We start from the raw sequence: 26,464 nt of genomic DNA on the forward strand, positions 1-26,464 counted from the left end.
GCCGACCGGCACCCGCGCCGCGAAACCACCATCGACAGTTACACTGCGGCGCGGATGCCGGATTGCATTACTCCGTTGCGTGAGCATGCATCACGTTGGCGTGCATGGACCACGCCATCCACGGACGGCGCAGCGCGACGATCGCGAGGAACGCGCAAGCCGCCAGCGCACCGAAGGTCGCAAAGCCCATCTGATAGCTGCCCGTGCTTTCCTTCGCGATGCCCATCACGACCGGCAGATAGAATCCGCCGATGCCGCCAGCGGCACCGACAATGCCCGACATCAAACCAGTGCGGCCTGCCCAACGATGCGGCACCAGTTGGAAGGTCGCGCCGTTGCCGAGACCGAAGGCCACGTACAGACACACCAGCAGTGCGATCCCGCCCACCATCGAAGGCATGGCGGCGGCGAACACGAAGTCACACAGCGAAATGATGGCCAGCAGGATGGTCAATGCGCGCACGCCTGACACCTTGTCGGCGATCAGGCCACCCAACGGCCGCACGATCGCGCCGGTTGCGGCAAGCAGCGCCATGAACAGACCCGCGTCGATCTTCGAGAGTTGATACAGGTTGGTCAACAGCAGCGAAACATACGAGGACATGCCGACAAAACCGCCGAAGGTGATGCTGTACACCAGCATGATCACCCACGTGTCGCGCTCGCCCAGCACGGTGCGATAGCGCTTGGGCAGCACCGCAATCGCAAGCAATGCGCCGATCACCGGCAACAGCAGCACACCGGTTTTTCCCGAGCCGAACAGGCCCGCTTCGACCAGCAGCACGAGCACGATCAAACCCACGAGCGTGACCGCAAAGCTGCCGAACGCGCGCAGCACGCTGCCCGATTTGATACCGGAATCGTTGGCCCAGAAGTACAGCGTGATCGCGGCAATCGCGAGCAACGGCAATGCGCCGGCGGTCGCCATTTGCCAGCCGTAGTGGGTAGCGAGTTGCGGGAACATGAAGCCGTCGAGCACCGCGCCGATGTTGCCGGCTGCGGCAAGACCGAGCACCAGGCCCTGCACCTTCGGCGGATAGTTGCTCCCCGCCATCGGCAGCGCCACGGCGAAGCTCGCACCGCCCACGCCGAGGAAGACACCGAGTACCAGCAGCACAGTGTACGACGGCACGGATGGCAGCAGCGGCAGCACGATGGTCGGCACGGCCGAGAGCAATACGCCCATCAACGCGATGCGCTTGCCGTGTGCCGATTGATACAGGTTACCGAGCGTCACGCGCAGAATTGCCGCCGACAGCACCGGCACGGCCACCAGCAAACCTTGTTGTGCGGGTGTCATCGCAATGCTCTTGCTGATGAACGGCGCGAGCGGCCCGTATAGCACCCAAACGGTGAAGCCCGTGTCGAAATAGAGAAAACACGCCACTAGCGCTCGCCAATCCCCGCTCTTCAGGGAGCTCATCACGTTTTTCATTAGACATCCTCACATATGCTGATTGTTCGATCACCAGATTCACTGCGCCTGGCACGGCGCACCGAAACGGTCACGATGTTGAATACCGGCTTTCACATGCAATCTCCATGCCATCCGGGTTAATCTGCTGATGCATTACTACGGATTACTTAAAACATGGATATCGCACGAATCGGATCTGCTTAAAAAATCAATAAACGTCGCGTACGTAGCGCTTTTCTTGCGCCAAACGGGTCACATAATCGTTAGCCTTTTCTTCGCTCATGCCACCGTGCTGCGCGACCACATGCTTGAGCGTCGCGTCGACGTCTCTCGCCATCCGGCTTGCGTCGCCACAGACGTAGAAATGCGCACCTTCTTCGAGCCATGCCCACAATTGCGCACCCTGCTCGCGCATGCGGTCCTGTACATAGATCTTTTCCGTTTGATCGCGTGAGAACGCCACGTCGAGCCGGGTCAGTACACCGCTGTCGCGCATCGCTTCAAGTTCGTCGCGATAGTAGAAATCCGTGGCCGCATGTTGCTCGCCGAAGAACAGCCAGTTACGCCCCTTGTCGCCGCGTGCACACCGCTCGTGCAGAAAGCCACGAAACGGTGCAACGCCGGTGCCGGGACCAACCATGATGATCGGCGTATCCGAAACATGAGGAGGACGAAAATGCGCAGATTTCTGCACGAATACCGGCACGCTGACATCGCCTGCCCGATCGGCGAGAAACGTCGACGAAACGCCCTTGCGCTGGCGGCGGCCGTTGCTGTAGCGAACCGCGGAAACCGTCAGATGAACTTCGCCGGGATGCGCCTTCGGACTCGATGCGATCGAGTACAAACGCGGCTGCAGACGCTTGAGCATGCCGGTCAGTTCGGTGGCCGTCAGCGTCACTGGAAATTCGTGGAGCACGTCGGCGAGTTGTTGACCCCAAAGCCATTGTTTGAGATCGGACTTGCGCTCCGGCATCAACAGATCGCGCAGTGAACTGTTGGTACTGCGCGCGGCGATAAACGCGAGCGCATCCGGGCTGGGACGCGCGATTTCGTAGTGCTTGCCGAGCGCATCGGCGAGACGCATTTCGCCGACGCCTGACACATTGACCGCGGCCTCGGCGCTCACGCCGCTCAAGCTGATCAATTCGTCGACCAGTTCGGGGCAATTGCTCGGCCATACGCCCAGCGCATCGCCCGCTTCATATTCGATACCCGAGTCGCCCGCGCTCAACGAGAAGTAGCGCGTATCCTTCGCCGCGCCCTGCTTGTTCAGTTGCAGGTTCCTGACGAGCCGCGATGCGGCCGGCCGCGTTTTGGTCGGCACGGCGCCAGGCACCACGGCGTTGATCATGCCGCCCGGCGGCACGGCATGCAGCGCCGCATCTTCTTCGTTGATGCGCACGATGATGCGTTCAAGCCACGCGTCGGCGCTCTCCTGATACTCGCTGTCGCAGTCGACGCGATCCATCAGACGCAGCGCGCCCTGCTCGGCAAAACGCTCGTCGAGCCGGCGGCCGTGGCCGCAGAACTGATCGTAGTTGCGATCGCCCAGCGCGAGCACTGCATAGCGCACGCCTTCGAGACGCGGCGCTGAATCGCTGTTCAGTTGAGACCAGAAACTTTGTGCGTTATCAGGCGGATCGCCGTCGCCGAACGTGCTCGTCATGAGCAGGACGTATTGCGATTTCGCGAGGGCCGAGACCTGATAGTCCGCCATGCATGACGTGCGAATTTCGAACCGCGACTCCATCAGACGCGTGGCATAGCGCTCGGTAAGCGATTCGGTGTTGCCGGTTTGCGAGGCCCACAGCAGCGTGACTTTAGGCCGTACGCGCACAATGCGTACGCCGGAAGCGTGCGTGTCGGACTGCGGCGCGGCAAACGCACCCACAGGGGCGGCCATATTCATTCCGCCGTGGCTATAAAGTCCGGCCAGCAAACCGTCCACATACAGACGCTTGCTCTGCTCAAACGGTGCGCTGCCCGGCAAGACCGGCACGCTGACGATGCCCTGTACTTCAGCCGAACGCAGGCCGCTGACGAAACCGCTCAGATACACCCGCTCGGTCTCCGTGAACGATGGTGCGGGTGTCTGCGGAAGTTGCAACAAACGGGAAAGTGCTTCGATACGGGGCATGTCCTGTTCCTCGGCGTTTGCCGATATAGCGCTCGCCGGCATGGCGCCGGCTGCAACGGCAGGCTCGTCGGTAAGCGTCTCGTCATCGGTAATCGAAATCGGCTCGATGGCTTCAACCGCAACCCGGCTCAGCGCAACCGCGCAAAACTTGAGTTCGGGTTGCTGCGAGATCGGATCGATTGCGTCGCTGGTGACTGCGTTGATGCACAGGTCGTCGCCGAACACATCGTTCCAGTGCATTGGCGCAAAGCAGTTGCCTGCCTGCACGCGCTCCGTGACGACGGCGGGCAACACGGCGCGTCCGCGGCGCGAGCGGATTTCGACCGGATCTTTGGCCTTGATGCCGAGCGTGGCCGCATCTTCGGGATGAATCTCGACGAACGGACCCGGGTTCAGCTTGTTGAGCATCGCGACCTTGCCGGTCTTGGTCATGGTGTGCCATTGATGCTGCAAGCGACCCGTGTTCAACACGATGGGAAACTCCCGATCCGGCAATTCGGCCGGGGCCGCAAAGGCACGGGCAAAGAACACCGCTTTGCCGCTTGCGGTCGGAAACACCAACCGCGGGCGGCTACCGTCGGGCAGTTCCTTCAGCGTCTGGCTGACACCGTCGTTGAGATAGCGAATCGGATTGCGGTCAGCCGTGTCATCGGCGGCAAGCGGCCATTGCAACGGCGAATCCTTCAAACGGCGATGGCTCGCGCCGCGCAAGTCGTATCCCGTTTTCGGATTCGACACGCGGGTAATTTCCGCGAAAACTTCTTCGACGCTCGCATAGGTGAACGCATCGACGAAACCCATTTCGCAGGCAACACGCGCGATGATCTGCCAATCCGGCAACGCGGCGCCCGGCGGCTCGATGCCCTTCTGCATCAGCGTCAGGTTGCGCTCCGAGTTGATCATCACGCCTTCGGCCTCGGCCCATAGCGCGCCGGGCAACAACACGTCGGCGTAACGGTTGGTCTCGGTATCGAGGAAGGCGTCCTGCGAAATCACAAGCTCCGCCGCGCGCAATCCAGCGATAGCGTTCTGACGATTCGCGACACTCGCCACCGGATTGGTGCAGATGACCCAGCACGCCTTGATCTCGCCCGCGGCCATGCGGGTGAACATATCGATCGTTCCGTTGCCGACTTCGGTCCTCAGCGTGCCCTTCGGAAGGCTCCACAGATCTTCGATAAATGCGCGGTCTTCTTCGACCAGGACCGAACGCTGTCCCGGCAAACCCGGGCCCATGTAGCCCATTTCACGTCCGCCCATCGCGTTGGGCTGACCCGTCAATGAGAACGGACCGCTGCCGCGGCGGCAGATCTTGCCGGTAGCGAGATGCAGATTGCAGATCGCGTTGGTGTGCCACGTGCCGTGCGTGCTCTGATTCAGACCCATGGTCCAGCAGCTCATCCACTCCGGCGCGGCGCCGATCATCTGGGCGGCCCGGCGGATATCCCCGGCGGTGAGCCCCGTAATTTTCGCGACTTTCTCCGGCGTGTAGTCCGCGAGAAAAGCGGGCATCGCGTCCCAGCCTTGGGTAGCGTCAGCGATAAACGACGCATCCGTATGGCCGTTTTCGTGCAAAAGATGCAGCAGGCCATTGAGCAGAGCCAGATCGGTGCCCGGTTTGATCTGCAGAAAGAGATCGGCCTTGTCAGCCGTCGTATTACGGCGCGGATCGACCACGATCAGTTTGGCGCCGGCCTTCACGCGATCCATCATGCGAAGGAACAGAATCGGGTGACAGTCGGCCATATTCGCGCCGATCACGAAGAACAGGTCGGCGTGATCGATATCTTCATACGACCCTGGCGGGCCGTCCGCGCCGAGCGAAAGCTTATAGCCGCTGCCCGCGCTTGCCATGCACAGACGCGAATTCGATTCGATGTTGTTGGTGCCTACAAAGCCCTTCGCGAGCTTGTTGACGAGATACTGCGCCTCGATCGACATCTGCCCGGACACATAAAACGAGAGCGCGTCCGGTCCATGTGCATCGAGCAGGCCGCGCAAACGCGCCGCCGTGTCGCTGATTGCCTGCGCCATCGGCAACGGCACCGGGTCCTGGTCGCGTGCATGACGCACGAACGCGCCTTCCAGACGCCCCGACTTGCGCAGCGCGACGTGCGCCGACTGCCCCTTCGTGCACAGCCGTCCGAAGTTAGCCGGATGTTCCTTGTCGCCGGATATTTTCACGACCTGCCCGTCCTCGACGTGCAGCACCATTCCGCAGCCGACGCCGCAGTAGGGGCACACCGTTTTTACGCTACTGGAGGACATGGCAGTCGGTATCGCTCGGCAAGGTTAATAAACAATCAATGACTCACATCGCGACCCACACCTGCCCGTCTTCCACCCGCGCGGTGAACGCGCTGACGGAATACGCCGGTGTTTCAAGGCACTCGCCGGTGCGCAGATCGAAGTGATGCTTGTAGATCGGCGAAGCAACCACGAGACGCTCGCCGAGATTGCCGATCAGGCCACGTGAGAGCACCGCCGCTTGCGAGCCCGGATCGTAGTTTTCGATCGCATACACGATGCTGTCCGCGTCGCCGTTATCCACGTGAAATACGGCGACCTGCTCACCGTTGACGAGCGCGCACACACCCGTGTTGGGAACGATCTCGTCGAGCGGGCAAACCGGTGTCCAGGCAAGCGGAAGGCGGTCAAGGTTCATGGCGGAAGTCCTCGGTGAACGACGCAAAAAAGAGAATCAGACGGTTTCGACAACCACGGGAATCGAAGCGAGCTTCGAGCGCCGCTCGGCCGTGGTTGCGGGCCGGATCTGGCCGCGCTCCTCGACGAACGCGACATTGCTGTCCGGCTCGTTGCTATTGACGAAGTGACGGAAGCGCTTGCGCGTCTCGGGATCGGTGACGGCCTTCTTCCATTCGCATTCGTAGGTGTCGACAATGTGCTGCATGTCCATTTCGAGTTCCGCGGCCACACCCAGGCGATCGTTGACGACCACGTCGACCAGATACTCGAGGCCGCCCTCGAGGTTGTCGCGCCACACGCTGGTGCGTTGCAAACGGTCTGCCGTGCGCACGTAGAACATCAGGAAGCGGTCGATGTACCGCACCAGCGTTTCCTGATCGAGGTCCGAGGCGAGCAACTCTGCGTGACGCGGTTTCATGCCGCCGTTGCCGCAAACGTAGAGATTCCAGCCCTTCTCGGTGGCGATGATGCCGACGTCCTTGCCTTGTGCTTCCGCGCATTCGCGCGTGCAGCCGGATACGCCGAACTTGATCTTGTGCGGCGTGCGCAGGCCCTTGTAGCGGTTCTCGAGTTCGACCGCGAGGCCCACCGAATCGCCGACACCGTAGCGGCACCACGTCGAACCGACGCACGACTTCACCGTGCGCAGCGATTTTCCGTATGCATGGCCCGACTCGAAACCGGCCGCGATCAGTTCTTCCCAGATGAACGGCAGTTGCTCGACCCGCGCACCGAACAGGTCGACGCGCTGGCCGCCGGTGATCTTCGTGTAGAGACCGTATTTCTTCGCCACCTGGCCCACCGCGATCAAGCCGTCAGGCGTCACTTCACCGCCTGCCATGCGCGGCACCACCGAATAGGTACCGTCGCGCTGAATATTCGCGAGGTAGTAGTCGTTGGTGTCCTGCAGCGAGGCGTGCTCCTTCTTCAGCACGAATTCGTTCCAGCACGACGCGAGAATGCTCGCCACGGCCGGCTTGCAGATATCGCAGCCCAGGCCGTGTCCGTGCTTCGCCAGCAATTCGCCGAAGTTGCGCATGCCTTCCACGCGCACGATGTGATACAGCTCCTGACGTGAATACGGGAAGTGTTCGCACAAGTGGTTGTTGACCGCGAGGCCCTGCTTCTTCATCTCGGCCTTCATCACCTGGGTGACGAGCGGCACGCAGCCGCCGCACGAAGTGCCGGCCTGGGTCGCGCATTTCAATGCGCCGATGTCGGTCGCGCCCGCGCAAACGGCGGCGCACAGGTCGCCCTTCGAGACGTTGTTGCACGAGCAGATCTGCGCGGCGGCGGGCAAGGCCTCGACGCCGAGCGCCGGTTTCGCCTGACCGTCGGACGAAGGCAGAATCAGGAATTCAGGCGACTCCGGCAATTCGATCCGGTTCAGCATCATCTGCAGCAGCGTGCCGTACTCGCTTGCGTCGCCGACCATCACGCTGCCGAGCAGATACTTGCCGCACTCGGACACCACCAGCTTCTTGTAGATCTGCTTACGTTCGTCGCTGAACTGATAGGTGCGGCTGCCCGGCGTCTTGCCGTGCGCATCGCCGATGCTGGCAACGTCCACGCCCATCAGCTTCAGTTTGGTGCTCATATCGGCGCCGGCGAATTCTGCCGAATCGCCGAGCAGTTGCTTCGCCACCGTGCGCGCCATGTCGTAACCGGGCGCAACGAGGCCGAACAGCTGACCGTTCCACAGCGCACACTCGCCGATCGCATAGATGTGCGGGTCGCTGGTGCGGCACGCGTTGTCGATCACGATGCCACCGCGTTCGCCGAGCACGAGGCCGCTTTCGCGTGCGAGGTCGTCACGCGGCCGAATGCCCGCTGAGAACACGATCATGTCGGTATCGAGGAAACTGCCGTCGGCGAATTGCATGCGGTGCGTGCCGTTCTCGCCGTCCACAATCGCCGAAGTGTTCTTCTGCGTATGGACCGTCAGGCCGAGTTCTTCGATCCTGGTGCGCAGCACGCGGCCGCCGCCATCGTCCACCTGCACCGCCATCAGGCGCGGCGCGAATTCGACCACATGCGTTTCCAGACCCATGTCGCGCAATGCCTTCGCGCATTCGAGACCCAGCAGACCGCCGCCGACCACCGTGCCGGTCTTCGAACGCGCGCCGCATTCCTGCATGGCTTCGAGGTCGTCGATGGTGCGGTAGACGAAGCAGTCGGCCCGCTCGCGGCCCGGCACGGGCGGCACGAACGGATAGGAGCCGGTGGCGAACACCAGCTTGTCGTAGGGCAACGTTTCACCGGTCGATACCGTCACCGTGCGCGCGTCGCGATCGATCGCCACGGCTTTCGCATTCAGTTTGAGCAGGACGTTCTGGCGTTCGAAGAAGCCCGGCTCGACGAGCGACAGATCGTCCGCCGTCTTGCCCGAGAAGAATTCGGACAGGTGCACGCGGTCGTATGCCGGCCGGGATTCCTCGCACAGCACAGTGATGTCGAGGCCATGGGCCGCGTCCTGTGCCAGGCACTCGACCAGTTTGTGGCCGACCATCCCGTGACCGATAACGATGATTTTCATGACCGCGGCTTCCTCAATGTGCTGGGCTTCGATCGCTGACGTGGGGCATCTGGACGAAAGCGATTCCGGAAATAAAAACGGCGTCCCGCGAACCCAGTCGATGACTGAATTCGGGGGACGCCGTTGTCCTGACCTGTGTTGCAGCGAGTACTTTGTTGTTGCACTCACGACGGATCTACGTTGATCCGCTGGCAAGCCATAATGCAAAGGCTGTGCCAATTGCACGAAATTCCCGCTGAAGCGCCGTGGCGCGTGGCCTGGCGGCGAATGGCACGCGCGTTCTGCCGGCATGATGCGCGGCACGTTTTGATGCAGCGAAGCACATGGATGGTGCGACGCAGCACTGTACGCGTGCGAGCAGCGAGCACCCGGTGCGTGCATTGCCGGTACGTTGCCGCTGCCTTGCCGATGACTTGCCGGTGCCTTGCGGGTGCCTTTTGGTCGGCCTGACGGCGCAACATGGCAAGCCTTGCGTGAATGTTTTCGCGCGATGGCCCGGTATTTGCGTGATTGAGCGGTGAGAGTCTCCCGGCAACGCAGCCGGGGACGGGTGAAATTCAGGGCAAAACTCAAGCAAACCCCGAACCGAACCTCAGGCGAAGCACACGGCAGTGCATCGCTTCGATTAACGATAATGAGCAGTAAACGGACAACGGCGTCCCCTCGTGATCTTCACGGGCGGACGCCGTTTTTATTTGGCGCTGACGGTCCCGCGGCCGTCAGCCTTCAGGAAAACCAGGGACATCGCGATGAATACAACGATCGGCGCGCGCGCAGGCAAGGTCACATTATTGAGCGCCGGCCCGGGCGACCTCGACTTGCTTACGCTCAGGGCGGCCAAAGCACTGGCGGCCGCGGATGTCGTGCTGCTCGACGACCTCGCCAATCCCGAGATCGTCACGCTGGCGCCGCAGGCGCGTGTGATTCGCGTCGGCAAACGCGGCGGCTGCCGCTCGACGCCGCAGGCGTTCATCGAACGCCTGATGCAGCGCTACGCGCTCAAGGGTTTGCATGTGGTCCGCGTAAAAGGCGGCGAGGCGCTGCTGTTCGGACGCGCCGGTGAAGAACTCGCCGCATTGCGCGGCGCGGGCATTCAGGTGGAAATCGTCAATGGCATCTCGTCTGGCTTTGCAGCGGCCGCGGGCCTCGGCATTTCGCTGACGCATCGCCGCCACTGCCATGGCGTGAGCTTCATCACGGCGCACACGGAAGATCACGGCGAGCCGGATTGGGCCGCTCTTGCCGCGACTCGCACCACACTGGCCATCTATATGGGGATGCGGCGCATCGAGAGCCTTGCCACGGCGTTGCTGGCGAGCCTGCCTGCCGACACCCCGGCCGCCGTCGTGCAATGGGCAGGCGGCGCCAATGAGCGGCGCTTGCTGACGCGTCTCGATCGACTGGCCGCCGACGCCACGAGTGCGGGCTTCGGCAGCCCGGCGGTGATTCTGGTGGGAAGTGCGATCGGCGAGAGCGTCGAGCGCGGGAGTGAGGGCAGCAAGGAATCGTGCGAAGACCGGGCGGCCATGCGGGTTGAGGCGTTCGTGGCAGACGAGGCAATCGTGCGAGCCGCTTGAACTCACTCGCCGATCGGCAAGCTAGCAACGAATGCGGTGCCGTCCCCGGCGGACGATCTGATATCGAGCGTGCCGCCGTGCGTGCAGATGACCCGCTTGCAGATATGGAAACCGAACCGCGCTCTAATCGCCAAAACCCAATTCGGCCTCGACCGCTTGCCCGACCCTCAGCCACGCCCCCGCTCCTCGCACGACGATTGCATTGTTGCCGAACGTCAACGCGCCTCCGCGCTGCGGATTCGCCCGGTAAACGCTCATCGTGTCGGTGGGTTCGTTCGGCCAGTCGGGATCGGGCGCGCCCTTCGTCTGATCGATGGTCGGCATCGGACAGCGCGAGCACGGCTTGACCAGTTGCAGTTGCACGGCCTCATCCTCTGCGCCTTCGACGCTCAGGCTCTCGACATAATCCTCCTCGTAGGCATCGAGTCCCGCCAGCACGACGTTGGGGCGAAACCGGTTGATCGGAATCGACGGCGCGCCCTTCCTGTTCAGGCGCACGTTCAGGTCGTCGAGCGAGGCCTGGCCGATCACCAGTAGCGGAAAACCATCGGCGAAATGCGTGGTGGCGCGGCCGACGCTGCCGGTATAGTCGGGATCGACTATCCGTGCGCGCTCGGGATCGAAGCGCAGCAGGCGCGCCGGCACGCCGAGAAACGCGGAAAACCATGCCGCGCTTTCTTCACCGGTGTCGAGCCCGTAGGCCGCGTCGTGCCATACCTCGGTTTGGACTTTGGGCGGTGCGCCGAGTGCGGCGGCGTCGAACGGCGTGCGCAATTCGCTCATGCCCGGCGCACGGATCACGAGCTCACGTTCGCCTAACTCGACTTTGATCAGCGCCATGCGTGGATACGCGCGCTGCGTGAGCATCGCGCCGCCCGGGTCGGTGACCATCCAGCATCGATCGTATTCGAGGCCGGTGGCGAGCAGGCGCGCTTCATTGAGCGCAATGCCGGCGCAGGATTTGATCGGATAGACAAACAGCTCGCTGATCGTAGGCATGATATGGAGCGTGGGGAACACGCGATTTCTTGTGTTAATGCCTGATTGTAAAGCGCATATTGGCAGCGTTGTGGCGCCCATCTGCATCCCGCCTGCACCGCCCGCGTTGAAAACGTTGCGCACGTGATGCCGCGCCTTCGAGCGAAAACCGCCGTGCCGCTATTCCCAGCCTTCCAGCCGAAGCGTTGCGCGCACGAGCCGCTGCTCTTCCTGTTCGATTTCCCGCAGGTTCGCACATACGCTATGGATGTGATCGGCCGCCGCCTTACGCGCCTGTTCGGGCAGCTTGCCGGTGACGGCGTTATAGAGCCGTGCATGCTGACGATCGATGACCTTCTTTTGCGGCTCGCGGTGATAAAGATTGTTCACCGACGCGAACACCGAACTCAGCAGCAGATCGGTCAGCGTGCTCAAGGTATGCACCAGCACCGGGTTATGCGAGGCCTCGCAAATCGCCAGATGAAACGCGTGATCGAGCCGCGCATGGGTGGACGCACTCGTCTCCTTGCCGTGCGCCGCTAGCATTTCCTCGTAGCGTCGCGTGATCAGCACGAAGTCGGCGGGCGTGCCGCGCAGCGCCGCAAGCCGTGCGGATTCCGCTTCGAGCAAGGCGCGCACTTCGAACAGATCGTAGAGCGTGCGCGGCTGCGAACCGAGCAGATGCATCATCGGCGTGAGCGTGGGTTGCGCGGTGAGGCTCGCGACGAACGAGCCCTTGCCGTGCGAAGTCTCGATGATGCCGCGCGCCCGCAGGAGCTTGAGCCCTTCGCGCAGCGCCGTGCGCGATACGCCGAGCTTGTCGGTGAGGCGCCGCTCCGACGGCAGCGCCTGCCCCGTTTTCAGCACGCCGTCGACAATCAATCGTTCGATACGCTCGGCAACGACATCCGCCACCTGCCGTGCGCTTTCCTGATCCGCTGTCCGCATTGCAATTCCACTGGTATGACCACTTTTAAATGCTAACACGCAAGCTCTATGGGTATCCGCTGTAACCCACACGAATAAGCTATTTTCTGATGAAAACCCAGAAAATACCCAATCAAAAACTGGTACGACCACTTGCTTCACCTGTCGACATCAACGCCCATCGCCGCAACAATCCCGCCTGAGACACGCTCGCGCGCCCGTGCCCACGGACGGGTATGACCGCCAGGTTCGCGCGGCACCAGGAGACTCCCCATGAGCTATCACTACGACGAGCGCATCGACGGCGCGCTCGCAACGCACGACAAATCCGCGGTCGTCGCGCAACTGCAAGCGCTGATCCCCGATCTGCAACTCCTCCATGAGCAGGAGGATCTGCGTCCGTTCGAATGCGACGGCCTCGCCGCCTATCGCGCGACGCCGATGCTGGTCGCGCTGCCCGACAAGGTCGAACAGGTCGAGGCGCTGCTGAAATTCGCCCATGCCCAGAAGATTCCAGTGGTCGCGCGCGGCGCCGGCACCGGTTTGTCGGGCGGCGCACTGCCGTTGGACAAAGGCATTCTGCTGGTGATGGCGCGTTTCAACCGGATTCTCGACGTCGATCCCGAAGCCGGCATCGCCCGCGTGCAGCCCGGCGTGCGCAATCTCGCGATCTCGCAAGCTGCCGCGCCCCATGGCATGTACTACGCGCCGGACCCCTCGTCGCAGATTGCCTGCTCGATCGGCGGCAATGTCGCGGAAAACGCGGGCGGCGTGCACTGTCTGAAGTACGGGCTGACCGTCAACAACATCCTGAAGCTCGAGATTCTCACGATCGACGGCGAGCGCATCACACTCGGCTCGGATGCACTGGACGCACCCGGCTTCGATTTCCTCGCGCTTTTCACCGGCTCGGAAGGCATGCTCGGCATCGTCACCGAAGTCACCGTGAAACTGCTTACCCGGCCGCAAAGCGCCAGGGTACTGCTCGCCAGTTTCGACGACGTCGAGAAAGCCGGCGCGGCGGTCGCGCAGATCATCGGCGCGGGCGTGATCCCGGGCGGCCTCGAAATGATGGACAACCTCGCGATCCGCGCCGCGGAAGACTTCATCCACGCAGGCTATCCGGTCGATGCCGAAGCGATCCTGCTGTGCGAAGTCGACGGTGCGGAAAGCGACGTGCAGGAAGACGTGGAGCGGGTCGACGCGCTGCTGCGCGCGGCGGGCGCAACCGACATCCGGCTCGCGAAAGACGAGGCCGAACGCCAGCGTTTCTGGGCCGGCCGTAAGAACGCGTTCCCTGCCGTGGGCCGCATCTCGCCGGATTACTACTGCATGGACGGCACGATCCCGCGCCGCGAATTGCCGCGTGTGCTCAAAGGCATCGAAGACCTCTCGACCGAATACGGCCTGCGCGTAGCCAACGTGTTTCACGCAGGCGACGGCAACATGCATCCGCTGATCCTGTTCGATGCCAACGCACCCGGCGAAACCGAACGCGCCGAAACCCTCGGCGCGAAGATCCTCGAACTCTGCGTGGCGGTGGGCGGCAGCATCACCGGCGAACACGGCGTGGGCCGCGAAAAGATCAACCAGATGTGCGCGCAGTTCAATAACGACGAACTGAGTTTCTTCCACGCGCTGAAAGCCGCCTTCGACCCGAGCAGCCTCCTGAACCCCGGCAAGAACGTGCCGACCCTGCACCGCTGCGCCGAATTCGGCTCGATGCATGTCCACCACGGCGCACTGCCCTTTCCTGAACTGGAGCGTTTCTGATGCGGATCGAACCGGTATCGATGGACGACAGCGAACGGCTCGTCGCCGAAGTCTCCCAGGCATGGGCAAACGGCACGCCGCTGAAAATCCGCGGCGGCAACAGCAAGGCGTTTCTCGGGCGCCCGGTGCACGGTGTGCCAATCGACACGCGCTCGCATCGCGGCATCGTCAGCTACGACCCGACCGAACTCGTGATCACCGCGCGTGCCGGGACGCCACTCGCTGAATTGAACGCCGCGCTCGACGCCGCCGGTCAGATGCTGCCTTGCGAGCCACCGGCTTTCGACGGCGCGGCCACCGTCGGCGGAACGGTTGCCGCCGGTCTCGCCGGTCCGCGCCGGCCATGGTCCGGTTCGGTGCGCGATTTCGTGCTGGGTTGCCGCGTCATTACGGGTCGCGCCAAACAGCTGCGCTTTGGCGGCGAAGTGATGAAGAACGTCGCGGGCTACGACGTCTCGCGCCTGATGGCCGGCAGCTTCGGCTGCCTCGGCCTGATCGCCGAAGTGTCGCTCAAGGTGTTGCCGAAGCCGCGCGCGATCGGCAGTCTCACGCTCGATCTCGACGCAGGCGAAGCGCTGCGCGAATTGTCCGCGTGGCGCAAGGCAGCGTTGCCGATCAGCGGCGCCTGTCATGCCGACGGACGATTGCACGTGAGGCTCGAAGGCGGCACCGGGTCGGTGGCCTCGGCCGTGGACCGCATCGGCGGCGCCGAACTCGACGTGCGGTTCTGGGACGCGCTGCGTGAGCACCGTCTGGCATTTTTCGACGACCCGCGCCCGTTGTGGCGCCTCTCGCTGCCGAACGCTGCGCCGCTGACGCGTTTGCCCGGCGACGCGCTGCTCGACTGGGCCGGCGCGCAGCGCTGGCTGAAAAGCGACGCGCCGGCCGCGACGATCCGGCAGATCGCGCATGCCGCGGGTGGCCACGCGACCTGCTTCACGCCGCATGCGGACGCCGAGCCGTTCACACCGCTGCCGGAAGCGCTGTTGCGCTTTCATCAGCAGTTGAAGCAGCAACTCGACCCACGCGGCCTCTTCAACCCCGGCCGCCTTTATGCCGGTCTGTGAATGCCAGCCGGTGAACACCGGCCTGTGAGTCCTGGCCTGCGCCTGGCCTGCGGGCCTTGTCCTCCGCGCATCGACCTGTGAAGCCCTGAAAGCAAACGACACCATGCAAACCAATCTAAGCGACGCCGCCAAAACCCTGTCACGTGCCGACGAAGCCGAACAGATCCTGCGCTCGTGCGTACATTGCGGCTTCTGCAACGCGACCTGTCCGACCTATCAGTTGCTCGGCAACGAACTCGACGGGCCGCGCGGCCGCATTTATCTGATCAAACAGATGCTGGAAGGCGAGCCGGTCACGCAGAAAACCCAGTTGCACCTCGACCGTTGCCTGAGTTGCCGCAATTGTGAAACCACTTGCCCGTCGGGCGTGACCTATCACGCGCTGCTCGATATCGGCCGCGCCGAGCTGGAGCGGCGGATTGTTCGCCCTGCGTCGGAACGCCTGCTGCGCGAGGGTTTGCGCCGTGCGATCCCGAATCCGGCGGTGTTCGATGCGTTGCTAAAAACCGGCCGGGCCATACGGCCGTTTCTTCCGGCCGCGCTTGGACGTAAAATCCCCAAGCAAGGTGCTCAGGCAAACGCAGGGACAAAACTGAGGCCGGCGTCGCGGCATCCGCGCAAAATGCTGATGCTGGAAGGCTGCGTGCAACCCGCGCTGTCGCCGAACACCAACGCGGCCGCCGCGCGTGTGCTGGACCGGCTGGGCATCAGCATCGTGAATGCCAGGCGGGCCGGCTGCTGTGGAGCGACCGATTATCATCTGAATGCGCAAGAGGCAGGCCTTGCGCGGGCACGGCGCAATATCGACGCGTGGTGGCCCGCCATCGAGGCCGGCGTCGAGGCGATCGTGCAAACCGCGAGTGGCTGCGGCGCGTTCGTCAAGGAATACGGGCATCTGTTGCGCGACGACCCCGGCTATGCGTCAAAAGCGCAGCGGGTCAGCGAACTGACGCGAGACCTCGTGGAGGTATTGGCTAACGAGCCGCTCGATCAGTTGCAGGCGAGTCAATCGCCGGCGGAATTGTCTACGCGGGGGTCGGTGCAAGAGTCAACGCAGTTGTCAGCGGAGTTTCCAGCGAAGTTGCCAGCGAAGTTGCCAAGCGAGGCCCCGCGGAAAATCGCGTTTCACTGCCCCTGCACGTTGCAGCATGCGCAGAAGCTGGGCGGCGCGGTCGAGTCGGTCCTGCAACGGCTCGGCTTCGATCTCACCGCCGTGCCCGACGCCCATCTGTGCTGCGGATCGGCGGGCACGTATTCGATCACCCAGCCGGAGCTGGCGGAGCAATTACGCAGCAACCGGCTCGATGCACTGGAAAGCGGCAAACCGGAGATGATCGTCACGGCCAACATCGGTTGCCAGATGCATCTGGACGGCGCCGGGCGCACGCCGGTGCGCCACTGGATAGAACTTGTAGAAGCATCCCTACCATAAACGAAACAGGAAATTCATTATGCTGAGCAAACCCGTTTTGACCGTTGCCGAAACGACCCGGATCCTCGAAGCCGCCCGCGCGGAAGCCGAGAAGAACCAGTGGGCCGTCGCTATCGTGGTGGTCGACGACGGTGGCCACCCACTCGGCATGCTGCGTCTGGACGGCAGCGCGCCGGCCAGCTCGTATATCGCGACCGAAAAGGCCCGCACGTCGGCGATCGGCCGCCGCGAAACCAAGGTGTACGAAGACATGATCAACAACGGCCGCACGGCATTCCTGAGCGCGCCGTTGCAAGGCACGCTGGAAGGCGGCGTGCCGGTGATCGTCGACGGCCAGGTGGTCGGTGCGGTCGGCGTGTCGGGCGTCAAGTCGGATCAGGACGCGCAAATCGCCAAGGCGGGTATTCACGCGATCGCCGCTTAAGTTCGACATCCGTCCGGATTCGTTCAAAGCGGCCATCAATAAAAGCAACAAGCACAACCGGGACCGATGCCCCCTCATCGGTCCCATTCAAGGATGGAGCAGTCGATGACTCAGATGAACCCGCGCGGTGGACTGCAAGTCGCCGCCAACCTCGACCAGTTCGTCGAAACGGAAGCCCTGCCCGGCACCGGACTCGACAGCGCCGCATTCTGGTCGGGTTTCGACGCCCTCGTGCACGAGCTGGCGCCCAAAAACCGTGCGCTGCTGGCCGAGCGCGACCGCCTGCAAACCGAACTCGACACCTGGCATCGCGCCAATCCGGGTCCGGTGCGCGATCTGCAGGCGTACCGCGCTTTCCTCGAAGGCATCGGCTATATCGTGCCGCCGCCGGCCAGCGTCAAAGCCACGACCGACCACGTGGACACCGAAATCGCCGAACAGGCCGGCCCGCAACTCGTGGTGCCGCTGTCGAATCAACGCTATGCGCTCAACGCCGCCAACGCGCGCTGGGGCAGCCTGTACGACGCGTTGTACGGCACCGATGCGATTCCCGAGACCAACGGCGCCGAAAAGCAGAAGGCCTTCAACCCGGTGCGCGGCGCCGCGGTGATCGCTTATGCCCGCACGTTTCTCGATCAGGCCGCTCCGCTCGCGAACGGCTCGCACGCCGACGCCACGCTGTATAGCGTCGAAGGCGGCAAGCTCGTCGTCACGCTGAAGAGCGGCAAGACCGAACTGACAACGCCGGCGCAATTCATCGGCTATCAGGGCGAGGCGAGCGCACCGTCGGCCGTGCTGTTGAAACACAACGGCCTGCATTTCGAAATCCAGATCGATGCGAACGATTCGATCGGCAAGACCGATTCGGCGCACGTGAAGGACGTGCTGGTCGAAGCCGCGGTGAGCACGATCATCGACTGCGAAGACTCGGTTGCGGCAGTAGATGCGGACGACAAGGTGCAGCTCTATCGCAACTGGCTCGGCCTGATGAACGGCGACCTCGCGGAAGAAGTCACGAAGGGCGGCAAGACCTTCACGCGCCGTCTGAACGCCGATCGCGAGTACACCGGCGCGGATGGCAAGTCGCAGGTCAAACTGCATGGCCGCTCGCTGCTGTTCATTCGCAACGTCGGTCATTTGATGACGAATCCGGCCGTGCTGACCCAGGACGGCCACGAGATTCCGGAAGGCATTCTCGACGGCGTCATCACCACGCTGTGCGCGCTGCACGACCGCAAGCACAAGCTGAATTCGCGCACCGGCTCGATCTATATCGTGAAGCCGAAAATGCACGGCCCGGCCGAAGTCGCGTTCGCGAGCGAACTGTTCGCACGCATCGAAGACCTGCTGAAGCTGCCGCGCAACACGATCAAGATGGGCATCATGGACGAGGAGCGCCGCACCTCCGTCAATCTGCTCGCCTGCATCGGCGAAGCGTCCGAGCGTGTCGCGTTCATCAACACGGGTTTCCTCGACCGCACCGGCGACGAAATGCATACGGCGATGGAAGCCGGTCCGATGATGCGCAAGGGCGACATGAAGTCGAGCGCATGGATTACCGCATACGAGCGCAGCAACGTGCTGGCCGGTTTGAGCGCGGGCCTGCGCGGCCGCTCGCAGATCGGCAAGGGCATGTGGGCGATGCCGGACCTGATGCACGCCATGCTCGAACAGAAGATCGCGCATCCGAAGGCCGGCGCGAACACCGCATGGGTGCCCTCGCCGACCGCCGCGACGCTGCACGCGTTGCACTACCACCAGGTCGACGTGCAAGCGGTTCAGCAGGAACTCGAACGCACGGACTACGCGAAGGTGCGCGACGAACTGCTCGACGGCCTGCTGACGATTCCGGTCGTCGCCGAGGCGAAGTGGAGCGCGGACGAGATCCGCAGCGAAGTCGAGAACAACGCGCAAGGCATTCTCGGCTACGTGGTGCGCTGGATCGATCAGGGTGTGGGCTGCTCGAAGGTGCCGGACATTCACAACGTCGGCCTGATGGAAGACCGTGCAACGCTGCGTATTTCCAGCCAGCACATCGCCAACTGGCTGCATCACGGCGTGGTGACGCGCGAGCTGGTCGAGGAGACCTTCAAACGCATGGCGAAGGTGGTCGACGGGCAGAACGCGGGCGATCCGCACTATCAGCCGATGGCGCCGGGTTTCGACACGCTGGCATTCAAGGCCGCACAGGCACTGGTATTCGAAGGACGCCAGCAGCCGAGCGGCTATACGGAACCGTTGCTGCACAAGTTCCGGCTGGAAGTGAAGAAGGCGCAGTAAAAACTGTTCAGGCCGCGGCCTGGGTCCAGGGCTCGATTTTTTGGCCCGGACCACAGCCGCGAACCGCGCCGGAAAGAAAGACGGGCACCGCATCATGCGGCGCCCGTTTTAATTTGCGCTGTCGTGCTGCGCGTTACTTCTGCGTGAAGTCCTTTGCCGCGGCCTCTTCCTTTCTTCCTGTTATGCCGCTTCAGCCGTGTACTGCGCCGGCACGGTGGCCTGCATATTCGCCTGCATATACGTTTGCAAATACGCTTCGAATTCCGCCTTCACTTCCGGATGGCGCAGCGCGAATTCCACGGTCGCCTTCAGATAACCGAGCTTGCTGCCGCAATCGAAGCGTGTGCCGAAGTAGCGATAGGCAAGCACCTGCTCTTCAGTCAGCAGCGATTGCACCGCGTCGGTCAATTGCAGCTCACCGCCGGCGCCCGGCTTGATCGAGCGGATATGCTTGAAGATGGTCGGCATCAGCACATAGCGGCCCACCACGCCGAGATTCGACGGCGCCTTGTCCGGTGCCGGCTTTTCGACGATACCCGACAGCTTGATCACGTTGTCTTCCCACTCCTTGCCATCCACCACGCCGTACGAGCGGCTGTCTTCGCGTGCGATGGTTTCGACGCCGATCACCGAGCTGTGATAGTGGTTGAACGTGTCGACGAGCTGGCTCATGACCGGCTTCGAGCTGTGCAGCAAGTCGTCGGCCAGAATCACGGCAAACGGGCTGTCGCCCACCAGTTTCTCGGCGCACAGCACTGCATGGCCGAGACCGAGTGCTTCGGCCTGACGGACATAGAAGCAATCGACGTTGGCCGGCTTGATGCTGCGCACGAGGTCGAGCAGCTTCTGCTTGTTGCGCGCTTCGAGTTCCGCTTCGATCTCGTAGGATTTGTCGAAATGATCTTCGATGGCGCGCTTGCTGCGGCCCGTGACGAAAATCATCTCGGTAATGCCGGCGGCAATGGCCTCTTCAACCGCGTACTGGATCAGCGGCTTGTCGACGATAGGCAGCATTTCCTTAGGGCTTGCTTTGGTAGCCGGCAGAAATCGTGTCCCGAGGCCCGCTACGGGAAACACGGCTTTGGTGACTTTCAGCATGGTAGGCATTCCCACATCGGTTAGAAATTGGTGTGTTCGCGGGCCTGGCGGCCACTCGATGTCGCCAGAAAGGCTAACAAAAAATTAATCCGTTTCACGCGTGAAATTTTCTCGATTCGAATAAATAAATCGATTCCATTTCAATATTCCGGATCGTGACATGCACCAGGAAACAATTACGCATCTAAATTGAATTATTTTCGGAAATTCCGAAAATTTTACGCATCCGGCAAAGCGGATAGCGGGTGGCCCAAACACGTCCGGACGCGCAGCGCCGACGCGCCCGGGCGCTCCCCCGCATCGCTCATTCGTTCTCGTCCAGCTGGGGCAGCTTGGCCGGGTTGATGCGGAAACGGCGGATCGGCTCGTTGCGCAGCGCCTCCCGGTAGGCGGAGGCGGCGACAAGGATCAGTAGCACGGCAATGCCGGCGAGTAAATGCAGGTTCATGACTTCACCTCAGGTCAAGAGAATCCGTGTCTTAAATTAGCACGACAAAACCAGCAAATAATTCGATGTAGCAAGTACTTATGCGTAATTACAATTCGTCACAAAATCGCCATTTAATTCAAATTGGCAGACAATTTTTTATCGATTTTTTGCCGCCGTGGTGCACTAGCATGGGAGGCACCGCGGGCGCGCATGGCGCCCGGGAATAAGCTTTTTCCTCCGTCAGAATAAGGACCGCGCATGAGCGACTCAGCACTGGATGCCGCCGGCTCATCCCTGCCCCTCTCCCCGTCACGACCGGCCGCCGCGCCGCGCGCGCAGAGCGAAGCGCGTGCCGACAGCGCCGGCAAGGAACATGTCATCGACGCAATGCGGGGCTTCGCCGCGCTTCTGGTCGCGTATTTTCATTGCCGCCAGGTCGAATGGGTCGGCATGCAAACCTTTCACCAGGCTGTCGGCCATTCATTCAGTCTGAGTACGATTGCCGCTTATCTGACGTTCCCGATTGCATGGGGTTCGGCCGGCGTGCCGATTTTCTTCGTGATCAGCGGCTACTGCATTCATCGCGGCGGCGCATTGCGACTGGCAAAAAATCCCGACTACCGGCTCGACGCCGGCAATTTCTGGGTGCGCCGTTTCGCGCGGATTTATCCGGTGTTGCTGGCGGCGCTCGTGCTGACGCTGGCGCTCGACTGGGTCAGCCTGCAGATGCCGCCGGTCAATCACAAGATCCGCGAGATCGGCCTGCAGGCGTTCCTCGTCAACCTGTTTTCGTTGCAAGGGGTCGCCGGCAAGACGTATGGGTCGAACGGCGCGCTTTGGACGCTTTCGCTCGAAGTGCAGTTCTACGCGATTTACCCGCTGCTGTTTGCATTGCGCCGGCGTCTGGGCATGAGCTCTGTGCTGGCGATCGTCGCGGTGATCAACGTGGTGTCGGCCTATGTGCTCGAGCGCCACGATATCCAGTTCTTCACGTCCTACTGGTTTTCGTGGATGCTCGGCGCGTGGATCGCCGATGCCAAGGCCCATGCCGCGCCGAATGCGCGCTCGCCGGTCTGGCTCTACGCGCTCGCCGCTGCGTTCATCGCGCTCGGTTGCGCCGCCTTCCATTTCGGGCAATACGGTGCATTCCAGTTCTGGGCGATCGGCTTCGCGTTTTACCTGTACAAGGCGCTGGAGCGCCGCAATGCCGACACGCCGGGCGTGCGCCTCCTGTCACGGTTCGGCGATTTCAGTTTCTCGCTCTACCTGATCCATCTGCCGATCTTCGTGCTGCTGTCGTCGATCCTGTTCCGTTCGTCGCTGCAAATGTCGATCTGGCCGTCGTTCGGCTACATGCTGGTGGCCGTGCCGGTGGCGTATGTGTTCTACCGGCTGGTCGAACTGCCGGCGATGAAGTGGTCCGCGAGTTTCAAACCGAAGAATGGTGTGAAGCCAGCCTGAGAGCAGTAGAAGGATCGGAGAAACCCAATGTTCAGTTCAGAAACAGGTTTCTCCTTCAAGAAGTTCAACAAGGTAAGCGCGCCGCCACGTGCCGCCGGGACCCCGCTGTACGACCCGGTTGCATAGGCGGCGCACGGCGCGAAAAAAAACGGAGCGAGAGTCCCTGGGACTTTCGCTCCGCTGCGCCAATGACAGAAACTGGCCGAGTCCCTGTCTACCCCGCGTTAATTCAACCGCCCAACCACGCCCGCATAAACGCCTGCGCAAGCACCTTAACGTCCCGCCACGCGCTTCAGAATCCGCTCGACACCCTCGACATACGTCGCCGTACCGAACCGGCTCAACGCCGTCTGATAGCCGTTCCTGACCAGCCGGTTGCGCAGGTCGTCGTTCGAACGCAATTCGGCGAGCGAGTCGGCTAGACCGTGCGCGTCGCCCGGCGTGCACAACACGCCGTTCTCGCCGTCGTCGATGATCTCCAGCACGCCGCCCGCGCGTGCCGCCACCACCGGCCGCTGCGCCAGCATCCCTTCGACGATCACGCGGCCGAACGGCTCCGGCGTGATCGAGGTGTGGACGACTGCATCGACCGCGCACATGCAAGCCGCAATGTCGTGCTGGAAGCCGAGAAAGTGCACCCTGTCACCCAGATTGTGCGCAGCGACGAAGGCGTGCAGTTCGATCTCGTACGCGTCTTCGCCGAACAGCGGCGCGCCCACCAGCACCGCATGCATGTGGGGATTGAGGACCATCGCTTCGAGCAGCACGTGCTGGCCTTTCCAGCGTGCGAGGCGGCTGAACGAACCGACCAGAAACGCGTCCTGCGGCAAGTTCAGACGCTGGCGCAGGGTCGCTTGCGGGACGCTGCGCAATGCGTCGAACGGCGCTGCGGAAATGCCGTTGAACACCACGTCGATGCGCTTCTCGTCGAAGCGCGTCAGCTCCGCGAAGGCCCGGGCGGAAGCCGCCGAATTGGCGATCACGTGCGTAAGGCCAAGGCGCGCGCACCACTTGATGATCGCCAGTTGCTTACCGCCGAAATGCTCGGGACTCACGATATCGCGCAGATGCCACACCACCGGCCGCCTCGCGAGCTTGCCGGCAATCGCGCCGATCACCATCGCGCGCTGCGTGTTGGCGTAGATCACTTCGGCATCGCGCGCGCGTTTCGCAGTGGCGCGCACGAGCGACATCAGACCCTTGAGCGCTTGCCCCTTCGGCAGGGACCCGCCCTGTTTGCGCACGTTGCGCAATGCGCCGGCGTCCAGCACGTTGACGGTCACGCCGGTCTTGGCCAAAGCCGTGCGGAACGGACCGTCGTCGAATAGCACGACTTCAATGCGCGAGCGCAACGCCTTGACGATCTCCAGCAGCGATAACTCGGCGCCGCCGAGCACACCGCTCTGATCGACGGCGAGAATGCGCGGCGCGTTGGCGCCCGCGGCTGCTTTGTAGGGAACGTATGGCGGCAGCGTTGCCGAGCGCAGTGCCGGCACTGAAGCCCGCACGTGAGCGAAGAAACGTTCGCGGAAATTGGCGGCGGAGAACTGCTCGGCATTCGCGCGGCAGTCCTCCGGCGAAAAACGCTTCACGTGGTCGTCGAAACGCTCGACCGCCGCAATGATCGACTCGGCGTTCTGATCGTCGAAGAACATGCCCGTGGGCCGCGTCTCCGACAGATCGCGCACGGTTTCGAGCGCCCCGCCCTTGCCGTAGGCGATCACCGGCGTGCCGCACGCCTGCGCTTCGACCACGGAAATGCCGAAGTCTTCTTCCGCGGCGAACACGAAAGCTTTCGCGCGGCTCATCTTTTCCTTGAGCACCTTGAACGGCTGGTAGCCCATGATCTCGACATTGGGCCCCGCCTTCGCGCGGATCTTCTGCATGTCGGGGCCGTCGCCGATCACCACCAGCTTGCGCTCCGGCATCCGCGCGAACGCCTCGACGATCAGGTCGATCTTCTTGTACGGCACCATTCGCGAGGCGGTGAGATAGAAATCGTCCTTGTCGGTGCACAGCGAAAACGCTTCGACGTCGACCGGCGGAAAGATCACCTGCGCTTCGCGCTGATAGACCTTTTTGATGCGCCGCGCGATGAAGTCGGAGTTCGCCACAAAGCCGTCCACCGAATTCGACGTACGGATATCCCAGTTGCGAATGTAGTGAAGAATCAGCCGGGCCATTGCCGACTTCGGACCGTTGGTCAGCTTCGACTGCTGCAGATACTGGTGCTGCAGATCCCACGCATAGCGGATCGGCGAATGCACGTAGCTGATGTGCACCTGGTCGGGGCCGGTGAGAATCCCTTTTGCCACGGCGTGGCTGCTTGAGATCACCACGTCGTAGGCCGATACGTCGAGTTGCTCGATCGCGAGCGGCATCAAGGGCAGATACGTGCGGTATTTCGCGCGTGCGAGCGGCAGTTTCTGGATGAACGAGGTCGTAACCGGTTTACCGCGCAGAAAGCTGCGGTCGTCGAGAAAATCGACGAGGCTGAACAGGTCCGCGTCCGGAAAGCACGCAACGATCTGCTCGAGCACTTTCTCGGCGCCCGCATAGGTGACGAGCCAGTCGTGCACGATCGCCACACGCACCGTCTTGTCGCTACGCAGCGCCGTGCGGCGCGACGGCGTCTGAACGCCGGGAACGGTGGTGAGTTCTGCCAGTGCACTGCGCGTTGAGGATTGCAGCACGGCTTCTTCAAGGACTTCGTGGTTCATGCGCTTTTCCTCGGATTCAGTCGCAACAGCAGTGAACGCGCAAGATCGCGCAAGGCGGGCGTCATCGTGATCGACCAGGCGACGTTCGCGCCTACCATCAACAGACCGGCCACGATCGCCAAAGCGAGACTTGGCAGGAAGCTGGCAAGCCACAGGCTGGCCAGCAGAAAAGCGAGGTGGGCGAGCATGTCGAGCGCGATCTGGCGCGCGCGAATCGCTGACAGGCGCAGCAGCACGGCGTAATCGAACAGTGCACGGCCGGCCACGGCCACCGCCGCGCCGGTCAAACCGAAGTGGGTAATGCCGAGCCACAATGCCCCGGCAAACAAGGGCAATTCGAACAAACCGACGCGCGCTGCGGTAGCCGGGTTAACTTGCGACTGGATCAGAATCCGTGTGACGTTTGCCTGGCCGACGAGCCACACGGCAACGATCATGATCCGGCCCACCGGAGCGGCCACAGTGGCAATTTCATTGCCGACCCACAGATGCAGAAACGGCTCGAGCACCAGCATTGCAATCAGCGCGACCGGCGTGAACACGCCATTGAGAAATTCGAGCGATTGCTGCGTGATGGTGTCGGCGTCCGCGCGGCCCACGGCAGACAGGCGCGGAAACAGCGTGCGCACCAGTGCGGTCGGCACGATATTCAAACGCGTCACGAGGTTCTGCGGCACCGTGTAGTAGGTCACGAAACGCGCGCCGAGACTGGTGCCGAGCATCACGCGGTCGAGCGATTCGGCGATCATGTTGGTGACGCTCGCAATCAGCATCCAGCCGCCGAAGTTGAAGAGCCCCTTGGCCACGCCGAGTTGCGGCGGCAGAATGCTGCGGATGTCCAGCACCTTCAGCGCGGAACGGCCCAGCAGAAGCGCGGCGAGAATCCGCGCGAACACCGCGGCGGCGAGCACGTTCTGCAAGGTCGCCCCCAGCCAGAGCGCGGCGCCGAGCGGCAGCAACTGGAACAGGAAGGTGCCGATGGTCTGATTGGTGTTGTAGACACCAAAGCGTTCCGCGCCGTTAATGGCCCCGGCGAACACCCACGACACATTGGCAATCGGAATCGCCACCGCGAGCCACGGCAGCGCCATATAGACCTCGTGCTGCAGTTCCGGCGACACCTTGGTGAAATACGCGGTGTACAGAAACGCCCCGAAATAGATGATCAGGCCGCCGATCACACCGGTCGCGAGATTGAGCCACGTCGCGCTCCAGAAAACCCGTGCGCTCTCATTCTTGTCGCCTGAGGCACGCGCCTTCGAAATATGATTCTGCGCGGCCATGCTCATGCCGAGATCGAGAATCCCGAAGTAGCCGATCAAGGTCCACACGAGACTGATCACGCCGTAGCGCTCGACGCCGAGCAGCTTGATATACGACGGCACGGTCACGAGCGAGACGAACGTCGGCAGCACCAGCCCGAAAAAGTTGATCGCTACGTTCTTGAGAATGCCTTTGTCCATCGGATGCCTTGGGTTAAATCAGTTGCCTGGCTCTG

Annotated in this window: 17 protein-coding genes; 7 read left to right on the forward strand and 10 right to left on the reverse strand. The window is 62.5% G+C overall.

The window, feature by feature from the left end; all coding sequences use genetic code 11:
- Nucleotides 1–67 precede the first annotated feature (67 nt).
- The 4 genes from ACOSV0_RS09255 to nirB all read right to left on the reverse strand — a co-directional run bounded on the left by ACOSV0_RS09255 (nt 68) and on the right by nirB (nt 8,799).
- Nucleotides 68–1,435 (reverse strand): MFS transporter, encoded by a 1,368-nt coding sequence (locus tag ACOSV0_RS09255; RefSeq protein ID WP_434110027.1) that lies wholly within the window; start codon nt 1,433–1,435, stop codon nt 68–70.
- Nucleotides 1,436–1,625: 190 nt separating this feature from the next.
- Nucleotides 1,626–5,825 carry a molybdopterin-dependent oxidoreductase gene (locus ACOSV0_RS09260; protein WP_434110028.1) on the reverse strand — a complete coding sequence of 1,400 codons (4,200 nt, stop codon included), beginning with the start codon at nt 5,823–5,825 and terminating at the stop codon, nt 1,626–1,628.
- A 43-nt stretch (nt 5,826–5,868) separates the two neighbouring features.
- Nucleotides 5,869–6,222, reverse strand: coding sequence for a nitrite reductase small subunit NirD (nirD, locus tag ACOSV0_RS09265; protein WP_434110029.1), 354 nt, complete (start codon nt 6,220–6,222; stop codon nt 5,869–5,871).
- A gap of 36 nt (nt 6,223–6,258) precedes the next feature.
- Complete coding sequence (gene nirB, locus ACOSV0_RS09270) at nt 6,259–8,799, reverse strand: nitrite reductase large subunit NirB (protein ID WP_434110031.1); 2,541 nt, start codon at nt 8,797–8,799, stop codon at nt 6,259–6,261.
- 749 nt (nt 8,800–9,548) lie between these two features.
- Between nirB and cobA the strand changes: the two genes are divergently transcribed.
- Nucleotides 9,549–10,376: a uroporphyrinogen-III C-methyltransferase gene (gene cobA, locus ACOSV0_RS09275; RefSeq protein WP_434110032.1), complete on the forward strand. Its 828-nt coding sequence runs from the start codon at nt 9,549–9,551 to the stop codon at nt 10,374–10,376.
- Nucleotides 10,377–10,499: 123 nt separating this feature from the next.
- Here cobA and ACOSV0_RS09280 read toward each other — a convergent pair whose 3' ends face one another.
- Both ACOSV0_RS09280 and glcC read right to left on the reverse strand, forming a co-directional pair.
- The gene (locus ACOSV0_RS09280; protein ID WP_434110034.1) at nt 10,500–11,375 is read right to left on the reverse strand and encodes an MOSC domain-containing protein; all 876 of its coding nucleotides are present in this window, start codon (nt 11,373–11,375) and stop codon (nt 10,500–10,502) included.
- A gap of 159 nt (nt 11,376–11,534) precedes the next feature.
- Nucleotides 11,535–12,302, reverse strand: coding sequence for a transcriptional regulator GlcC (gene glcC, locus ACOSV0_RS09285; RefSeq protein WP_434110035.1), 768 nt, complete (start codon nt 12,300–12,302; stop codon nt 11,535–11,537).
- Between the two features lie 252 nt (nt 12,303–12,554).
- On the opposite strand from glcC, the gene glcD reads away from it, so the two are divergent.
- From glcD to ACOSV0_RS09310, 5 genes are all read left to right on the forward strand, one after another.
- Nucleotides 12,555–14,054: a glycolate oxidase subunit GlcD gene (gene glcD, locus ACOSV0_RS09290; protein ID WP_434110037.1), complete on the forward strand. Its 1,500-nt coding sequence runs from the start codon at nt 12,555–12,557 to the stop codon at nt 14,052–14,054.
- The gene (gene glcE, locus ACOSV0_RS09295; protein WP_434110038.1) at nt 14,054–15,121 is read left to right on the forward strand and encodes a glycolate oxidase subunit GlcE; all 1,068 of its coding nucleotides are present in this window, start codon (nt 14,054–14,056) and stop codon (nt 15,119–15,121) included. The genes glcD and glcE overlap by 1 nt, the downstream gene beginning before the upstream one ends.
- A gap of 103 nt (nt 15,122–15,224) precedes the next feature.
- The gene (glcF, locus tag ACOSV0_RS09300) at nt 15,225–16,553 is read left to right on the forward strand and encodes a glycolate oxidase subunit GlcF (protein ID WP_434110039.1); all 1,329 of its coding nucleotides are present in this window, start codon (nt 15,225–15,227) and stop codon (nt 16,551–16,553) included.
- Between the two features lie 19 nt (nt 16,554–16,572).
- The gene (locus tag ACOSV0_RS09305) at nt 16,573–16,977 is read left to right on the forward strand and encodes a heme-binding protein (protein WP_434110040.1); all 405 of its coding nucleotides are present in this window, start codon (nt 16,573–16,575) and stop codon (nt 16,975–16,977) included.
- Between the two features lie 105 nt (nt 16,978–17,082).
- Nucleotides 17,083–19,257: a malate synthase G gene (locus ACOSV0_RS09310; protein WP_434110041.1), complete on the forward strand. Its 2,175-nt coding sequence runs from the start codon at nt 17,083–17,085 to the stop codon at nt 19,255–19,257.
- A gap of 180 nt (nt 19,258–19,437) precedes the next feature.
- Here the strand turns inward: ACOSV0_RS09310 and galU are convergent, their stop codons facing one another.
- Both galU and ACOSV0_RS09320 read right to left on the reverse strand, forming a co-directional pair.
- A complete protein-coding gene (gene galU / locus ACOSV0_RS09315) occupies nt 19,438–20,355 on the reverse strand; it encodes a UTP--glucose-1-phosphate uridylyltransferase GalU (protein WP_434110042.1) in 918 nt (305 codons plus the stop codon).
- Between the two features lie 304 nt (nt 20,356–20,659).
- Nucleotides 20,660–20,803, reverse strand: a complete 144-nt coding sequence (locus tag ACOSV0_RS09320) for a hypothetical protein (protein WP_325043959.1) — start codon at nt 20,801–20,803, stop codon at nt 20,660–20,662.
- A 240-nt stretch (nt 20,804–21,043) separates the two neighbouring features.
- Here ACOSV0_RS09320 and ACOSV0_RS09325 point away from each other — a divergent pair, with 240 nt between their 5' ends.
- Nucleotides 21,044–22,246: an acyltransferase family protein gene (locus tag ACOSV0_RS09325; RefSeq protein WP_434110043.1), complete on the forward strand. Its 1,203-nt coding sequence runs from the start codon at nt 21,044–21,046 to the stop codon at nt 22,244–22,246.
- Nucleotides 22,247–22,518: 272 nt separating this feature from the next.
- On the opposite strand, the gene ACOSV0_RS09330 is transcribed toward ACOSV0_RS09325, so the two are convergent.
- Together ACOSV0_RS09330 and ACOSV0_RS09335 are read right to left on the reverse strand one after the other, a co-directional pair.
- Nucleotides 22,519–24,966, reverse strand: coding sequence for a glycosyltransferase family 4 protein (locus tag ACOSV0_RS09330; protein ID WP_434110044.1), 2,448 nt, complete (start codon nt 24,964–24,966; stop codon nt 22,519–22,521).
- A complete protein-coding gene (locus tag ACOSV0_RS09335) occupies nt 24,963–26,429 on the reverse strand; it encodes a flippase (RefSeq protein ID WP_434110045.1) in 1,467 nt (488 codons plus the stop codon). Before ACOSV0_RS09335 ends, ACOSV0_RS09330 begins: the two co-directional genes overlap by 4 nt.
- Nucleotides 26,430–26,464 lie beyond the last annotated feature (35 nt).

The organism is Paraburkholderia caffeinilytica (genome assembly GCF_051027425.1).
In the GTDB taxonomy this organism is placed as follows: domain Bacteria; phylum Pseudomonadota; class Gammaproteobacteria; order Burkholderiales; family Burkholderiaceae; genus Paraburkholderia; species Paraburkholderia caffeinilytica_A.

Excerpts from the sequence above, each read along its gene's own strand:
- ACOSV0_RS09255 (WP_434110027.1), bottom strand. The coding sequence starts at position 1,435 with ATGAAAAACGTGATGAGCTCCCTGAAGAGCGGGGATTGGCGAGCGCTA.
- ACOSV0_RS09260 (WP_434110028.1), bottom strand. The coding sequence starts at position 5,825 with ATGTCCTCCAGTAGCGTAAAAACGGTGTGCCCCTACTGCGGCGTCGGC.
- nirD (WP_434110029.1), bottom strand. The coding sequence starts at position 6,222 with ATGAACCTTGACCGCCTTCCGCTTGCCTGGACACCGGTTTGCCCGCTC.
- nirB (WP_434110031.1), bottom strand. The coding sequence starts at position 8,799 with ATGAAAATCATCGTTATCGGTCACGGGATGGTCGGCCACAAACTGGTC.
- cobA (WP_434110032.1), top strand. The coding sequence starts at position 9,549 with ATGAATACAACGATCGGCGCGCGCGCAGGCAAGGTCACATTATTGAGC.
- ACOSV0_RS09280 (WP_434110034.1), bottom strand. The coding sequence starts at position 11,375 with ATGCCTACGATCAGCGAGCTGTTTGTCTATCCGATCAAATCCTGCGCC.
- glcC (WP_434110035.1), bottom strand. The coding sequence starts at position 12,302 with ATGCGGACAGCGGATCAGGAAAGCGCACGGCAGGTGGCGGATGTCGTT.
- glcD (WP_434110037.1), top strand. The coding sequence starts at position 12,555 with ATGAGCTATCACTACGACGAGCGCATCGACGGCGCGCTCGCAACGCAC.
- glcE (WP_434110038.1), top strand. The coding sequence starts at position 14,054 with ATGCGGATCGAACCGGTATCGATGGACGACAGCGAACGGCTCGTCGCC.
- glcF (WP_434110039.1), top strand. The coding sequence starts at position 15,225 with ATGCAAACCAATCTAAGCGACGCCGCCAAAACCCTGTCACGTGCCGAC.
- ACOSV0_RS09305 (WP_434110040.1), top strand. The coding sequence starts at position 16,573 with ATGCTGAGCAAACCCGTTTTGACCGTTGCCGAAACGACCCGGATCCTC.
- ACOSV0_RS09310 (WP_434110041.1), top strand. The coding sequence starts at position 17,083 with ATGACTCAGATGAACCCGCGCGGTGGACTGCAAGTCGCCGCCAACCTC.
- galU (WP_434110042.1), bottom strand. The coding sequence starts at position 20,355 with ATGCTGAAAGTCACCAAAGCCGTGTTTCCCGTAGCGGGCCTCGGGACA.
- ACOSV0_RS09320 (WP_325043959.1), bottom strand. The coding sequence starts at position 20,803 with ATGAACCTGCATTTACTCGCCGGCATTGCCGTGCTACTGATCCTTGTC.
- ACOSV0_RS09325 (WP_434110043.1), top strand. The coding sequence starts at position 21,044 with ATGAGCGACTCAGCACTGGATGCCGCCGGCTCATCCCTGCCCCTCTCC.
- ACOSV0_RS09330 (WP_434110044.1), bottom strand. The coding sequence starts at position 24,966 with ATGAACCACGAAGTCCTTGAAGAAGCCGTGCTGCAATCCTCAACGCGC.
- ACOSV0_RS09335 (WP_434110045.1), bottom strand. The coding sequence starts at position 26,429 with ATGGACAAAGGCATTCTCAAGAACGTAGCGATCAACTTTTTCGGGCTG.